The sequence below is a fragment of the Terribacillus saccharophilus genome (assembly GCF_002272075.1).
Lineage (GTDB): Bacteria > Bacillota > Bacilli > Bacillales > Amphibacillaceae > Terribacillus > Terribacillus saccharophilus_A.
Genome location: NZ_NPBJ01000018.1, coordinates 35,764 through 50,706 on the forward strand (window position 1 = coordinate 35,764; position 14,943 = coordinate 50,706).

The 14,943-nt window shown below is 43.1% G+C and carries 15 protein-coding genes and 1 riboswitch; of the genes, 3 read left to right on the plus strand and 12 right to left on the minus strand.

The genetic code is table 11. The features are described from left to right. Positions 1 to 46: 46 nt before the first annotated feature. The 4 genes from CHH48_RS09735 to CHH48_RS09745 form a co-directional block, all read right to left on the minus strand. The gene (locus tag CHH48_RS09735) at positions 47 to 763 is read right to left on the minus strand and encodes an AAA family ATPase (RefSeq protein WP_095218952.1); all 717 of its coding nucleotides are present in this window, start codon (positions 761 to 763) and stop codon (positions 47 to 49) included. Between the two features lie 273 nt (positions 764 to 1,036). Further along, a complete protein-coding gene (locus CHH48_RS09740) occupies positions 1,037 to 2,224 on the minus strand; it encodes an acyl-CoA dehydrogenase family protein (protein WP_095218953.1) in 1,188 nt (395 codons plus the stop codon). A gap of 89 nt (positions 2,225 to 2,313) precedes the next feature. Then, positions 2,314 to 2,416: riboswitch (SAM riboswitch) on the minus strand. A gap of 614 nt (positions 2,417 to 3,030) precedes the next feature. Further along, positions 3,031 to 3,117, minus strand: coding sequence for a putative holin-like toxin (locus CHH48_RS19790; protein ID WP_255212168.1), 87 nt, complete (start codon positions 3,115 to 3,117; stop codon positions 3,031 to 3,033). Between the two features lie 447 nt (positions 3,118 to 3,564). Beyond that, positions 3,565 to 5,010: a cytosine permease gene (locus tag CHH48_RS09745; protein ID WP_095267106.1), complete on the minus strand. Its 1,446-nt coding sequence runs from the start codon at positions 5,008 to 5,010 to the stop codon at positions 3,565 to 3,567. 225 nt (positions 5,011 to 5,235) lie between these two features. On the opposite strand from CHH48_RS09745, the gene CHH48_RS09750 reads away from it, so the two are divergent. Beyond that, a complete protein-coding gene (locus CHH48_RS09750) occupies positions 5,236 to 6,723 on the plus strand; it encodes a PrpR N-terminal domain-containing protein (RefSeq protein WP_176466395.1) in 1,488 nt (495 codons plus the stop codon). A gap of 172 nt (positions 6,724 to 6,895) precedes the next feature. On the opposite strand, the gene CHH48_RS09755 is transcribed toward CHH48_RS09750, so the two are convergent. The 3 genes from CHH48_RS09755 to CHH48_RS09760 all read right to left on the minus strand — a co-directional run bounded on the left by CHH48_RS09755 (position 6,896) and on the right by CHH48_RS09760 (position 9,320). Beyond that, entirely contained in the window at positions 6,896 to 8,356 is a 1,461-nt protein-coding gene (locus CHH48_RS09755) for an Msr family ABC-F type ribosomal protection protein (protein WP_095218956.1), read from the minus strand. A 339-nt stretch (positions 8,357 to 8,695) separates the two neighbouring features. Then, on the minus strand, positions 8,696 to 8,740 hold the full coding sequence (locus CHH48_RS19925; protein ID WP_108721263.1) for an erythromycin resistance leader peptide: 45 nt from the start codon (positions 8,738 to 8,740) through the stop codon (positions 8,696 to 8,698). A 193-nt stretch (positions 8,741 to 8,933) separates the two neighbouring features. Then, a complete protein-coding gene (locus CHH48_RS09760) occupies positions 8,934 to 9,320 on the minus strand; it encodes a carboxymuconolactone decarboxylase family protein (protein ID WP_095218957.1) in 387 nt (128 codons plus the stop codon). Positions 9,321 to 9,419: 99 nt separating this feature from the next. Between CHH48_RS09760 and CHH48_RS09765 the strand changes: the two genes are divergently transcribed. Together CHH48_RS09765 and CHH48_RS09770 are read left to right on the plus strand one after the other, a co-directional pair. Continuing rightward, positions 9,420 to 9,800: a MerR family transcriptional regulator gene (locus CHH48_RS09765; RefSeq protein ID WP_095218958.1), complete on the plus strand. Its 381-nt coding sequence runs from the start codon at positions 9,420 to 9,422 to the stop codon at positions 9,798 to 9,800. 169 nt (positions 9,801 to 9,969) lie between these two features. After that, entirely contained in the window at positions 9,970 to 10,665 is a 696-nt protein-coding gene (locus CHH48_RS09770; RefSeq protein ID WP_095218959.1) for a FadR/GntR family transcriptional regulator, read from the plus strand. Positions 10,666 to 10,697: 32 nt separating this feature from the next. On the opposite strand, the gene CHH48_RS19330 is transcribed toward CHH48_RS09770, so the two are convergent. From CHH48_RS19330 to CHH48_RS09790, 5 genes are read right to left on the minus strand one after another with little or no spacing between them, the layout of a single operon-like run. After that, positions 10,698 to 10,841, minus strand: a complete 144-nt coding sequence (locus CHH48_RS19330) for a GapA-binding peptide SR1P (RefSeq protein ID WP_141230063.1) — start codon at positions 10,839 to 10,841, stop codon at positions 10,698 to 10,700. Positions 10,842 to 10,879: 38 nt separating this feature from the next. Next, positions 10,880 to 12,211 (minus strand): MFS transporter, encoded by a 1,332-nt coding sequence (locus CHH48_RS09775; protein ID WP_095218960.1) that lies wholly within the window; start codon positions 12,209 to 12,211, stop codon positions 10,880 to 10,882. A 58-nt stretch (positions 12,212 to 12,269) separates the two neighbouring features. Continuing rightward, on the minus strand, positions 12,270 to 13,028 hold the full coding sequence (locus CHH48_RS09780; RefSeq protein ID WP_095218961.1) for an SDR family NAD(P)-dependent oxidoreductase: 759 nt from the start codon (positions 13,026 to 13,028) through the stop codon (positions 12,270 to 12,272). Between the two features lie 21 nt (positions 13,029 to 13,049). After that, positions 13,050 to 14,000, minus strand: a complete 951-nt coding sequence (locus CHH48_RS09785) for a transketolase family protein (RefSeq protein ID WP_093727204.1) — start codon at positions 13,998 to 14,000, stop codon at positions 13,050 to 13,052. Then, positions 13,997 to 14,833, minus strand: coding sequence for a transketolase (locus CHH48_RS09790; RefSeq protein ID WP_176466394.1), 837 nt, complete (start codon positions 14,831 to 14,833; stop codon positions 13,997 to 13,999). Before CHH48_RS09790 ends, CHH48_RS09785 begins: the two co-directional genes overlap by 4 nt. Positions 14,834 to 14,943 lie beyond the last annotated feature (110 nt).

A 14,943-nucleotide genomic window follows, 5' to 3' on the forward strand; every position in this document is an offset into this window, starting at 1 on the left:
ATATAGAAAAGAACCCACCTAAAAAATAGGCAGGCTTACTTCGTCATTATCCATCTTGAAACAAATGCTTCAAATACCCTTCCCTATTCTCCAAAAAACCTCTCGTAATCTGGTAATGCTCCGTCTCTTCATATACCATAGACCGAATTCCGTCCTCACTGAAGTGCAAAATCTCCGCTCCCGGATAACCAAGCAAGATTGGTGAATGGGTAGCAATGATAAATTGCACTTCCCCTGTCTTCTCTAAATCATGGATGATACGGAGAAACGTAAGCTGGCGTTGCGGTGATAGTGCTGCCTCCGGCTCATCGAGTAAGTATATTGCCTTGCCTCCAAATCGATTCTGAAACAAAGAAAGAAAAGCTTCCCCGTGGGATTGATGATGCAGTGATTTTCCGCCGTAGGCTTGAATAGAGCCGATGTCATCTATATGTGAAGCAAAATGATAGAAAGATTCTGCCCGCAGGAAGAAGCCCTTGGTCACCTTAGGCAGCCAGGATAGCCGAATATGATCAGAAAGCGCAGCTTCAGATGCTTCCAGGTCATATGTATTGTTACGCCCGCCCCCAGCTGTGTTGAATCCGCACAAATCTGCGATTGCTTCCATTAATGTCGATTTCCCGCTGCCATTTTCACCGACGAAGAAGGTGACAGGTTTCTTGAAATCCAGTTCATTCAGTTGCTGGAGAGCTGGTATGGTAAATGGATAGGCATTGGAATTATAGCTATTTTCCTGCAGCAGTTTTACTCTTTTCAAAAACATGACTTACCTCCTTATTAGAAAATGCCATTTATCACCTCTATTCCATGATACGAAAATGAATAGAAACTATCCAGAGGTCTTGAGCATTCTGATCAAAGAAGATAGAGAACGAATTGACTGTAGATGAAATAGAGCGGACCAAAAAAAATTAGGCTGCCGTATACCATAAGGATTCGATAGCCTGGCAGCCTAACAAGCTTGTTTTCTTTATAAATTCTCCAAGTTAATGTTTCTTATAGTGCTTCTTTTGATATAAAACATACATGATGTTTCTTATGAATAAACAGTAGGCGTTGGATACTCCCCAGTCAACATCCAACGCCCTATGTTTTTCCGTTTGTATTCAATAGGATTATGAAGGGAATGGGTGCGAACATTTCTCCAAAACCGATCAAAGTTGTTTTTCCTGGTAGCTGAACGAGCACCCATTACCTGAAAAATTTCGCTTGTCACGTGTAAGGCAACCTTGGTTCCAAAAGCATTCGCTGCGCCTGTGAAAAGAGCCGTTTCTCCCCGTTCTTCCTCTGTAAGCGAACGATCCTTTGCCCAAGCCTCGTCTACCTTTTCCCCGGCTTTTTCCACTAATTGAACTGCAGCTTGAACATCAATCCAAAGATCCCCATAGCTCCGTTGAATAAAAGGATCATCAATAGCTTCTTCATAATTTGTAAGATACCATGGTCGTGATTTCTCAATTGTGTATTTCTTTGCTTCTTCTAATGCTCCTTCAGCAGAACCAACAAAAACATTCGCTAAAACAATCTGCGATAAAATGGCATCAAAAGTGGCAAAAGGGGTTCCTTTAGATTCCGTGAAATCAATAACTTCATCTGCTTCCACTACAACATTTTCAAAGGTAACGGATCCGCTATCCGTTTGTCTTTGCCCCATACCGTCCCAATCGGTATTGATCGTGACACCTTGTCTAGAACTTGGAATAATTCCAAGATAGAAGGTTGTTTTTTCCGCATTATCGTACCATGTGATAGCCAAGCGATCAGAATCCTTAGCACCAGTGCTAAACGTGTTATGTCCATTCAGAGTAAAAGAGTCTCCTTGCCTTCTCCCGATTAAACTAGGCTCAATCGGGTTAGACGAGTTTCCCCAAAACCAATTGTTTTTTGCTGATTGCGTATAAAAATACTCTTTTTGTTTTGCAGTACCCGCAATATGCGGCAAAACTGTTTGAAAAGCATGGTAGCCATACAAATGTCCAAGAGCCGCATCCGTTTTGGCTAATTCTCGAGCAATTTTAAGAACAATAGACCAAGGCTGTCCTTCTCCTCCGTACTCTTTAGGAATAATAAGATTCAATAGTCCACTTTCCCTTAAAGCGTCTCGCTGTACCTTAGCTGTACCGCCAGCTTTATCACGTTCTGCCGCGTCCTTCGAAAACTCCTGAGCTAAAGTTGCTGCTATTTTCACATATTGTGTGGCATCATTAGCAATTATAGTCTCCATTCAAATCTCCCTTTCCATAGTGTACTTCGGGCATTAAAAAAACCTCTTCTTTAAATAAGAAGAGGTAAAAAAACCGTTCCGTTATACTCCTCTTATCTTTCAAGCATACGCTTGCTGGATTTGGCACAGTGCTTTAAAAAGTCTGCTGCCGAGGTATCCTAGGGCCAGTCCCTCCACCTCTCTTGATAAGTTTATTTAATTGTTAGTTGAAATATAAATTATGTATAAAATAAAGTCAATACTTTTAGAAAATTTAAATAATATTGCATGTTATTTATTTTAATGAATCTAATGAGAAGATACTACATGCAGTACGCAGCAGGCTCTCAAAGAGACTATTGGTATCATTCTTCCTCCCGATGCCTCTTTTCCGAATTGTTTCACCATCTATACAATTACAGTACCAAGGGTTTAAATAATCTTCAAATATTTTATAGGTCTAATTTCTATATGTCCGAAGCACCAATTATAGTTACTTAGCTGGTTCTTGCTGTCCGGTAAAATGTAGACAAGCATTACAAGGGAACAACCCCATGGATAAGTCAATCGCTTACCAATAGGACTGCAGTACATAAAACCGGTTTGACAAAGACCAATTACGGAAATGGATTAGTAAGCAGCATTTACTCCAATAGTCACATGACAATCCCTTCCAATTGCGTTACTATAATATTTGTGCACAGAAAAAGACCGTTCGGTGCTGCCAACACCAATCGGTCTGTCCAGTAATAGCATGGTTCCCTAGGGGATCTGCGCGAAAAAGAGGAAACATTACCACCCTTCTCGAGCTGCCAACTCAAGGGTGGTTATTTTTTCTCGTTCTTTTCCGACAAGATCGCAACAATCAACGTTCCAAATCCGATCATCAACGTCAACGCCTCAGCCACCGTCATCCGCTACACCACCCTCCGTTAAAGGAAAGAGTAATGCGCAAACCACCCTTGAGTCACCTATGCTATTGTCCTACTATTATATCAGAGGTTCCAGAAAGCCCATATATAACAAAAGTCCATATTTTACCATAAAATGCGTTACTATAGTACCTGGCAAAGCATCTTTTTTCAAAGAAAAAAGGTGACAAGCACCCTTTATAACAAGAGTCTTGCCACCTTTTCTTATCTCAATTGGAAAAGTTTCAGCTATGAATATACAGTCGGCGTCGGATACTCTCCAGTTAACACCCCGTGTCCTATGTTTTTCCGTTTATTAGAAATATAAAATATACAAAACTTAAAGCCAATAATTTCTGAATATTTTTACACTTATTATTTAATGCCAGGTCCATATGTCTGACATTCCTTTAAAAAAACGGAACCTTCGATTTTAAGACAAAATGGATACTAAATCGTATTTATCACATCGCCTGCTTTGGGTTCATCTTCCATAAGAGAATCAACTGTGATTGCCTTGGCATAACCAGACCTAATCCCCATTGCTTGGAATAAATAGAAAACGGCCAGATAAACGATTACAGAGCACACTACACCTAATATCGAAGGCACCATCCAAGGCTGTGCTAGGAAGGAAACTGGATCCAAGCCTGCGAAAGGCAATCCTGTAGCCATGAGTGTTATTAGGATTCCGCCAAATGCAGCAATGATGGCTGGAGCATTATACCTCGGAAGCTTTGTCAGATACTCCACTTTATATTTTGTACGGTGAACGATCCAGAAATCTGCTATCATCGTACCTGCCAAAGCGGGTACGACTGCCCCTATACCGTTGATAAAGGTGGAAAATTGCTCAAAAAAGCCTAATGCTCCTAAAAGGGTCCCGATGACACCGCAAATGACGACAGCTACTTTAAATGGCCGCTTAAAGATTGATGCAACTTGACTGGCAGGTAGATATAAATTCGTATTGGAAGAAGTCCACATTGCCAGTGTCATCGCGATCAAGGCGACAATACCAATGAGCGGAGAAATTCCGCTAAGATAAATCGTAAAATCATAGGAACCGCTCGTAACTGCACCAATCGCTCCCATAACAATCAGAAGCACTTGGGTTAAAAAGAAACAACTAAACTGCATGCCGCGTGCCACCCACTTATTCCTGGCGAATCTGGTGAAATCAGAGGTGAGCACTGCACCTGTAATCCATGAGCCGATCACCAAGTTGATAGCCGCTGCAAAGGTTACTGTTCCTCCATCAGAACTGGCTGCCATCGTTACGGTCTGATCATTAAAAGCAGTCCATCCGCCAGCTTTGTTTATATTATAAAAAATCGCATAGATACTTACGACGATCAGCAAGGCCATAGCCGGGTTCGATATTTTCTCGATCAAATCGATTCCTATATAACAAGTGACAGTAAACAATAGACCAAAAAACAGCGCTACCCAGAAAAAGGCCGGATGATCTGTTCCCTTCAGCCAGAAACTCGCTGTCCCTCCGACTACTACTCCTTGAAATCCCATAATGACAATTATCAGGAAGATTGCAGGTATCCTTCTGCCCATTTTGCCATAGGCGAATTGAAATGCCATGTCATTGGTACCGCCTAATTTATAGCCAACCATGCCTGTTAAAGCAGCAATCAAGAACAATACCAAACAGCCAATGAGTGTGGCAGGTATTGTGCCGGTGAAAAACGGTAGCTCCGGTCCGATTGTTCCGCCTATCAGCAGGCCTGTGACTAAGAATCCCCACGTAAACCCGAGAATCAAGAGCGGCCAGGCCTTTCTCCGCTTATCAAACGTAAGTGGCTCATGCACAGAATCAAGTGAATTTGCTTCTTTTGCTGGGTCATACCTCCACCATTCTTTTAAGCGATTTATACATTCCATACCTCCATTTTCTTAATTTTCTGAAATATAAAGTCATACATGCTTTCACACATTATCCTGCCTAATCTCTTTTTCTCATAGTTGGCATACTGTTAATACCTGTTTAACAAATTGCTATGTAAGCATATGTTACACAAGCTTTGTAATAACTGCAGTGTCATGTTATATTCTTTTGAAAATGAAGCCGGCTGCCATGTTTCGAAAAATTGGAGAAGGGGTGTTATAGTGAGCTCTAAAGTGCTAATTCTAAGTCATCCTAAATTAACGCATGTTGTCCAGCAGGTCATGGATTCTATGAATCAGCTGCCTGATGTAACAATCAGAGATGTCAGCTTCGGTGGTGTCGTCCATTTCCTGAACACGCATCTTCAAACAATCAAGCCGAATATGATCATCACAGGCGGAGCCCATTGGACCATGCTGGATAGAAGTAATTATCGATCCGATCTGCCCATCCTGCCTATACCGATCACTCGCTATGATTTGCTTCAGGCTGCCCTCCAAGCAAGGCAGTTCGGGAAAAAGATTGCGGTCGTGCATTATGGCGAGGAATTACAATCTTGTCAGGATGCACTCCTGACACTTGACGGAGAGTACGAATACTTCTCATACCGATCCCAAGAAGAAGCAGCTTCCTTGCTTTTATCTCTAAAGCAGTCAGGTACCGATGCGATTATAGGAGGCGGACTTATCTGCTCCCTTGCAGATGAAAACGAAATTCCTTCTGTTTTTCTGCACTCGAAGGATTCCATCATGAAGATTCTGGAGCATGTGGCACGCTTAGAGACCTCACGTCAGGAAATTGAACAGGTCACCCAAAAATGGGCAAAGGAGTTCATACGGCATCCGCTGCACTCGTATGAAGTTTCTTCCTATTCTGCAGGAAACACTGCTATGCCGCTGCCGCAACACCCCATCCCAACCAAGTCAAAATCAGACATAGATATTGCTCTGGATAAGTTTATGTTCCATCAATCACTCGTAACGGAAAAAAGCACCCGCTTCGTTTCCAATAGTTGTTTTCCGTTTGCATTTGCAGGGATTTTTACCAGTGAAGAAGGCACGGAACATCTGACAACTACTATCAAAAAATTAGAAGCCAGCCGAGACGAACCTCTTTTCTATGCAATTGAAGATAAGGAGTGCCACGTTCTGTTTCTGTCAAAGCTGCCTTCATCCAATACGCTCTTGAACATTCCTTGCCCTGATAAACTAGCAGGAGGCATCAGTTCATCCAGCCCGACAGAAGATATGTTATCCTCTGAAACACTGCTCTCTGAAAAAGTTTGGGAGGCACAAGTCGCGATGGAATTAGTAAACAGCCGTGCTGTTTCCGATTCCCTCTGTATTCTAGGCGAAGGCAGCCCGTTTCATATGCTGCTCCCTCTCCTGCGCACCGATTCATTGCCACAAATAAAGCTGATCAAGCCGCTTTTTGAGCTGAAGAATACGGCAAGATTGCTGCAAATACTCCGCCTCCTGCTTGACCATGGTTTATCCATCACTACGGTTGCCCACCATGTAGGCACCTCCAGACAAACCGTATATGGATATATGGACAGAATAGAAAGCGTGATTGGTCTGCTTTCAGACCCTGAAAAACGCTTCGCACTATCCCTGGAGCTGCGTATTTGGGCATTACAATCTGCTGTTGAGCAGCTAAGACAAAAGGACAGTCTTGCTTATGAAAAATCTGAACGAGTGAGTATTTGATCTCCTTTCTGTGGCCTGTTATATGAAGCCACAGCTTTTTCTCACATTTATAGTAAAGCGCTCTCATAAAACCTCAAAAACACACCTCTTAACTACTAAGAGATGTGCTTCTTGTTCAATCAACAGTTATTAGTATAAATTGCCTCTCTTATTATCCCAATCTCTCCTACGCTTAAAATCCATGTTGTATTAGCTTTTTCCCATAAATATCAAAGCGTAAGTCTGCCACATTATCAATGAATCTCCGATCATGCGAGACAAAGATAATCGTTCCCTTATAAGCCGTTATAAATTGTTCCAATGCCTCACGCGCGTGTATATCGAGAAAGTTGGTCGGTTCATCCAATAACAAAATGTTATACTCTCCCAAGAACAACTGACATAGATGTAATCTAATCGATTCACCACCGCTTAAAGCAGATACCTTCTTTGCCAAATCAGTGCCTTTAAACTGCATGTAATCCAGAACACTCCGCAAAAACCCCTCATCATGAACAGATCTTTTTCTGATAAACTGCAGCACAGATTCATCTGTTGTAAATTGATAACTCATTTGCTGGAAATAGCCGATTGTTGCTTTTGGAGAAAGTACCAGCCCTTCTCCACCATCAGCGATATGCTGCAATAAAGAACTCTTGCCAGAACCATTTCTTCCGGTAATGACAATCTTTTTACCGAGAGGCATTTGGAAGCTGACATCCTCCAATAACACTTGGCTTTTCACTTTAAGCGTAAGCCGGTCTGCCATAACCGGAAATTTATTATGCATCTCCAAATGCTTGGAACGTGGAAAAGTAATCGAGTGCTCCGCTTGCACAGGTTCGACTTCCTGCAGCTTCTCCATTCGGTTTTCTATCGCTTTGGCCGCCCGCTGCATCGCTTTTTGGCTCGTGCCTTTTGATTTCGTTTCAATGATTCGATTTGCTTTTGACTTTGATTCCTTTTTAGACATGTTACCAGCCTGCGCGATTTTTTCTGCCTTTTTCATTTTGTCATGGGCTGCTTTTTCAAGTCTGCTCTTTTCCTTCTTATATTGTTCATGCGCCTGCATCTGCTGTTCGCGTTCCAACTCTTTTTGAGCCGCATAATTACTGTAATTTCCTTGGTACACGCTCACTTTTCCATCAGACACTTCCCATATCGTCGTGACAAGTTCATCAAGTACAGCACGATCATGACTGATGAGTACCAAAGCTCCATAATAATAGCGCAGTTCATCCAGTAAAAATGATATACCATCTTGGTCTAAATGTGTTGTCGGCTCATCAATTAATAGCGCCTCATAATAATGGGTAAACAATTGTGCGAGTTTTAATCTTGTCTGCTCTCCCCCGCTTAGTTGCTGCCTACCTTTCGGCACTGCCAGCTTTCCCATCAATGAAGGGTCAGCTTCTGCTGCTGCCGGAGCTTCCAGCTGCTCAAAATAGCCGCTATCCGCGTGCCGATGTACCGTTCCGCCCGTCGGCTGCTTGAAGTCTGCAAGCAGCTTTAATAGAGTACTCTTACCAGCACCATTCTTTCCTACAATGCCGATACGATCAAATTGATGGACCGCTAAACGTTCAATGCGCAGCACATCTTTATCTAAATACGTGACCTCGATATTTTCTAATTCAAAACAGATTTTTTCCATCGTTGCTACCTCCCGAAATGTTTTATTCCGTATCGATAGCTAGGATCGATACGAGCCTTTAAATCAGACCCGTATCAAAAGAATAATAAAAATTGCATTGCCAGCACTCCCCAATCATTTAAAATGCAAAAAAACCACAGACGACTCGTCTGCAGTTTCAGAGTAAACGAAAAGATATCAGCTACCAGCTGGATTTCTCATTGGGATAAGTGGACACTAAAAAAAGACATGTAATCGTCTTATTTCTCACGTCAACTATTCTATAAAGAAGATTATTAAAAAAGGACAGACTGATCCCGTTTACTCTGTTGTACAAACAGAGCCTTTGAACGTATTCAATTACTGGTTCAAAGCTGGGAAACGAAGTCTCATTGCGTGTGTCATTTTTTAATAATCCTCCTTAGATAATGGATTCAGTTTCATTATATATACCTGAAAAGAGATAGTCAAAGGTCTTTTTTAGGAAGCTGCCCTTTCAAGGAGGGTTATGATTTTCTAAACGAAAACTGTCTCAACTCCTAACCCTAACCTTGAATATTACTTAGACAGCAATTTATAAAGATAACCGAAAAATGACTTACTTCACATCTCCATTTCTTACCTCAAATATTTTCTTTGCAACGAAAGTGGCATTGAGTACTCTGGGAAAACCAGTATACGGTACACAGTGCATAATAGCTTCAATAATTTCATGATTCTGCAACCCAACATTAAGTGCTGCATTTATATGCACCTCCAATTGTGGCTCACAGCCTCCCTGGGTAGTAAGTGATGCTATCGTCACTAGCTGTCTCTGCTTCAAATCAAGGCCTTCCCTGGAATAAACATCTCCGAAAGCAAATTCGACAACATAGTCAGCCAGATCGGGGGCAATTGTCTGCAGAGAGGATATCACACGCTCTCCCCCTGTCCCATCTACTTCCATCAACCTTTCCATACCGCGCAAATATCGTTCGCTTTTCATAATTTTTCCTCCTATGAAAATAAAATGAAATACAAAATGAGCATATACCTTCGAGTGAACTCTATAGCAAGGAGGAATTAATTGTGTTAGGATAAATCCATGAAAATTCAAACATTTACCATTCAAAAAGTTTCCGACATGACAGGACTGTCCCCACACACACTGCGCTATTATGAAGAGCTTGGCCTACTTAACAAGATTGGCAGGAATGAACATAGTTATCGAATGTACACCCAGGCCGATATCTCCTGGATTCATTTCCTGCTTAGACTGCGGTCTACAAGTATGCCGATAGCACAAATGCAACAATTTTCCTCCCTAAGGAGCATGGGAGATGAAACAATCGCTCTTCGTCTAGAACTCTTGGAAAATCACCACAACCAAGTTCAAGAACAAATAGATCATTTAACAGAAAATCTAGATAAAATTGCACGCAAGATACATCATTATAAAGAGTTACTGAATAATGGTTCAAAGTAACTTCCTTGGAGCCATTATATAAGTTAATAATTTTCTCTGCCATCCTCGAAAAAAGTGATGGCTCTTCATCATTTAGACATATTATTACTTGTACATCAGGGCTTTCTTTGCCGTTATTCCAGCAAACAAGTATAATTTAAGCAGGAACTTCTATGATGAGGTGGTCATTATGAACTTTAATCCAGTCACAAATAAACGATTATACATACAAATTTACGAACAAATCGTCGAGCAAATGAAGTCTGGTGCTTTCAAAATCGGTGACAAGCTTCCCTCGGAACGAGAACTATGTGAACAATTCGGTGTAAGCAGGGCGCCAGTCCGACAGGCATTGAGTGCGCTGGAGATGAACGGTTTCACTTTCTCCAGACAAGGAGAAGGCGTCTACATCAAGTCCTTGCCCGCAGATGAGATTTATTCCCCTGCTTTCTTATCAAATGTCTCTCCAGAGGATATCGTGGAAGCTCGGATGAACATCGAACCGCTTATCGTACGATTTGCGGCCATGCGTGCGACGGAAGAAGATTTGAAGGAACTGAATGAAACAATCAAGCAAATGGAAAAGGAAACGAATGAAGGCGTATACGTTCCGGAAACGGATGAAAAATTGCATAACGGAATAGCAAAAGCTTCCCATAACGACCTATACATCCAGTTCATGGCAACCATCAGCAGCGCCATGAAGCAGCAGCAAATGTGGACTTTCATCCGTGATCGTACAGTAACAAGACCTGATTTTCGCGGCGTAAATTTCCATGAGCACAAGAATTTAATCGAAGCGATTGAGGATCATGACGCGGAAAAAGCAGAAGCCTTGATGAAGCTTCACATGGATAACCTGTATGAACGGTATTGGAAAGTATAAGAGGAGTCAGCAGATGCTGACTCCTCTTTTCATCATTGGGCTGTATTGCTATCGTCTGAGCATTCCGGGCAGACACCGTATAAAGTGCGACCGCCTTCGGGACTGACTGTCACATCAATCACATCATCGCAATCTTGACAAATAATCGTTTGCTTCGAATTTAATCTCTCTTCCATTTTCTTCGCCTCCGATTGATTTTTTTGTCATGCATCTATCAGCTTGATTTACCGAGTTTCTTTTCAGCAATCCGAGAGACTGCTTTTCCGGACTGCTTCACTAGGAATATTATGATAAGCGAGCTTAGAATCATGCTTATACCAAGGAAAAACATACTCATTGTGAAAGAACCTGTTGTATCTCTGATATAACCGACGGCATACGGTCCGAAGAATCCGCCAAGATTCCCAATACTGTTGATCAAAGCAATCGCACCTGCAGCGGCTGATTCAGTAAGGAAGGAAGGAGGTATTGCCCAAAACGGAGAGTACGCTCCGAAAGCCCCGCACAATGCAATTGTGAGTAACACAAAGGAAAGAATGATATTCGATTCCGCCACATAACTACTCGCAATCATAGCGATTGCACTTGTTGTTAAACAAGCAGCCACATGCCAACGTCTTTCGTTCTTTTTATCTGAGTGATTCCCGACAAGGATCATTGCCACCATGGCGATAGCATACATGAGCCCGAGCAGCCAGCCCAGCCCCTGTGTACTGATAGACAAGGATTCAGACATAGACTCTGTTACGGTCGGCAGGAACATATTGATGCCATAGTAGCCGAACATCCAGCAGAAGTAGCCCGCGGATAGAATCAGGACATCTCGATCCTTCAGTGCCTGCGCAAACGTATAATGCTTTACCTGCTGCTTCGCCTCCTTTTCTTTTTGTGTTACTTCCAGCAGCCAGTTCCTCTCTTCTTCCTTCAGCCATTTCACATCTTCTAAACGATCATCCAAATAGAAGAAGCAGATGATTCCTAGAATCATAGCTGGAACCGCTTCCAAAATAAACAACCACTGCCATCCTGCAAGATTCAACCAATTAATCTGCATCAAGAACGTAGATAATGGGGCCCCAACTGCATTAGCTCCAGGTATGGCCAGCATGAAGGCAGCAATGGCCTTCGCATGGTGCTTCGATTGGAAGAACCCACTCAAGTAATACACCATACATGGATAGAAGCTTGCTTCAGCTACTCCTAAGAGGAATCTCGCAGTATAAAACTGCCAAGGTTCTGTTACAAATGCCATGAGAATCGCGATAATCGCCCACGAAATCATGATTCGACTGATCCAGCACCGCGCTCCAATTCGGGTCATTATCGCGCTTCCCGGCACTTCCAGCAGGAAGTAACCTAAGAAGAATATACCCGCTCCCAGACCATATACAGCATTTGAAAAACCAAGATCTTCATTCATCTGTAAAGCTGCAAAACTGATATTCACACGATCCAGGATCGAGATGAAGAAACAAAGAAACAGAAACGGTATCAGACGTAATGTCACTTTCCGAGTAGTTGATTTCTCCAGCATGTGCTGCTCCAAGATTAACCCTCCAATCATTTCTGATGCAGGACGGGGCTAGGTGGCCCGCCCCAGTTCTTTAGTCCATGTGCGAGCCACCATTGATATCAATCTCTTCCCCAGTAATATAGGAGGATTCTTCTGATGCAAGAAATGCAACAGCAGAAGCAATTTCCTTCGTCTCCCCTGGTCTGCCAAGCGGAATACCAGAGATGACTTGCAATGCATCTTCCTGCGGCAGCGACTTCCAAATATCCGTATTCACTAATCCCGGCGCAACACAGTTAACAGTGATGCCATCCAGTCCCACTTCCCGTGCAAGGTTCTTGGAGAATCCAAGTACAGCTGCTTTGGATGCCGAGTAATGCGCCCCTCCAAAAACACCACCTCCGCGCTTCGCTGAAACGGAAGACAAACTGACGATGCGGCCGAATTTCTGCTTACGCATTGGTTGCAATACCGCTTGCGTGCAAAGAAACAGCCCGAACATATTGACGTTGAAAACCTTTGTGATGTCAGTGAGTGTCATTTCCTCTACAGTCACTTTTTGCGAGATGCCGGCATTGTTGACAAGGATATCAATACGCCCGAATGCTTCCAGCGTCTTCTCCACCATTGCATCGACAGAAGCTTTATCTGTTACATTGACTTCCACTCCAAGAGCTGTCCCGCCGGCTTCTGTTATGACAGCTACAGTCTCTTCGATACCTTCCTTATTCATATCGGCAATAACTACTTTTGCACCTTGCTCGGCAAGTGTCAGTGCGATAGTTCGGCCGATTCCTTTTGCAGATCCACTACCTGTAACGATTGCGACTCGATCATCCAATTTGAACATGTTCTTCAGACTCCTATGCTATTAGTTTGTAAGTAATTGATTTGCTTTTGCAATAATGTTTTCTACGGTAATGCCGTTGATTTCGAGTAGCTTTTCATAAGGTGCAGATTCACCGAATCTGTCCTGTACACCGATACGAGCTAACTGACCTTTCCCTGCTTCAGCTATAACTTCTGCTACTGCGCTGCCAAGACCATTAAGAATGTTGTGATCTTCAACAGTAATGATGCTGCCGATATCCAAACAATCTTTGACTGCTTCTACATCAAGCGGTTTGATCGTATGCATATCCAGCAGCTTGACGGAAACACCATTTTGCTCGAGCTGTTCAGCAGCTTCGATTGCTAGACGTACGGTATCGCCGTTTGCAATGATGGCAATATCCTCTCCGTCACGGAGCTGCTTTGCTTTGCCGATTTCAAATGTCTCATTCTCGTCATAAATCATTGGTACCGCATCACGCGTGAACCGCAGGTAAACCGGACCGTACATGGCAGCTGCTTCGGCAATCAATTTGCGAGTAGAATGATAATCCGCTCCCATAATGACTGTCATATTCGGGAATGATCGCATCACGCCCATGTCCTCAATCGCCTGGTGACTTCCGCCGTCATTTCCTGGTGTCAGCCCGCCGTGGGAGCAAGCAATCTTCACATTCAAGTTCGGATAGCAGACTTCCTGACGAATTTGCTCTGCCATACGAAGGGATCCGAACACCGCATACGTACTGATGAAAGGAATCTTCCCTGTTGTCGCAAGTCCTGCCGCGATACCTGCTCCATTCTGTTCTGCGATCCCAACATTGATATGTTGCATTGGGAATTTTTCGATGAATTTATCCGTTTTGCAGGATTTCCCGATATCAATATCCACAACGTAAATATCTTTATTTGACTCACCCAAACGGACAATCTCGTCTCCAAATGCAGCTCTTGTCGCTTTTTTCTCGACGGCTTTTTTTGTCACACTCATACCGGCAAGCCTCCTTCTAGTTCCTTGATTGCCAACTCGAATTCTTCTTTGTTCGGTGCTGTACCGTGCCATGCAGCTTGGTCCTCCATATAAGAAACACCTTTTCCTTTCACGGTATCGCAGACAATGCACTTCGGCTTCCCGTTCTTCTGCTTCGCAAAGGTATCCAATGTCTCGACTATCTGTTCCATGCTATGGCCGTCAATACGAGTTGTATCAAAACCGAATGCATCGAATTTCTTTTCCAAATCGAGCAGCGGCATTACGTCCTCACAGAAGCCATCTATTTGCAGTCGATTGTTATCCACGAATACGATTAAGTTATCCAGCTTATATTTGACTGCCGCTTGAATAGCTTCCCAAATTTGTCCTTCCTGGCATTCCCCATCGCCTACCATCGCAAATACGCGGTAGTCTTTTTCATCACGCTGTCCTGCAATCGCCATGCCGACTGCACAGGATAGACCTTGGCCTAAGGAACCTGTTGAGATATCAATTCCAGGGCATTTTTTCATATCCGGATGCCCTTGGAATGGGGATCCGTACTGACGCAAAGTGTATACGCTTTCATTTGAAACAAAGCCTCGCAACGCTAAAGCTGCATATTGTATCGGGGCTACATGCCCTTTCGATAAAACGAAACGATCCCGATCTTCCCATTTCGGATTGGCCGGATCTACATTCATCTCTCTGAAATATAAAGCAGATATAACATCCGCAGCCGACAAGGAACCTCCCGGGTGCCCAGACTGTGCTTCATACACCATCGTGACTGCTGTCTTGCGTAATTCAATCGCATGCTGTTTCAACTGTTCAACACTCGTTTGCTGCATATGCCACACTCCTGTTCCTAAGTGATCCTCTTGTAAACCCATATACTTGTATACTTGTATTACAAGTGGTGTTGCACATATAATACCTCCATTTTTCCGTCGTGTCCAGT